This is a genomic window from Herpetosiphon llansteffanensis, from assembly GCF_003205875.1.
GTDB classification, from domain to species: domain Bacteria; phylum Chloroflexota; class Chloroflexia; order Chloroflexales; family Herpetosiphonaceae; genus Herpetosiphon; species Herpetosiphon llansteffanensis.
Map to the genome: position 1 here is coordinate 1 of NZ_PUBZ01000072.1, position 254 is coordinate 254.

Consider the following 254-nt stretch of genomic DNA (forward strand, 5'->3'; position numbering starts at 1 on the left):
GTAACTTACTGACAGCAAGGACATGCTATCTTGGAGGTCTCGCAACCCGGCACACGCAACGCTGTCCTGCTTTGACACGTGCGCCGTTTAGGCTCTTCCCGGTTCGCTCGCCGCTACTTCGGGAATTGTTTCTGTTCCTCGGGGTACGTGAGATGTTTCAGTTCCCCCGGTGCCCTTCCTGTGACTATAGATTCACCACAGGATCACCACCCATCACGGTGGTGGGGTTGCCCCATTCGGAGATGGTAGGGTCA

At 56.3% G+C, this 254-nt stretch carries 1 rRNA gene; it reads right to left on the reverse strand.

The annotated features are described in order from the left end of the window. Window positions 1–254: ribosomal RNA gene (locus C5S61_RS04475) — 23S ribosomal RNA — on the reverse strand; the annotation flags it as partial.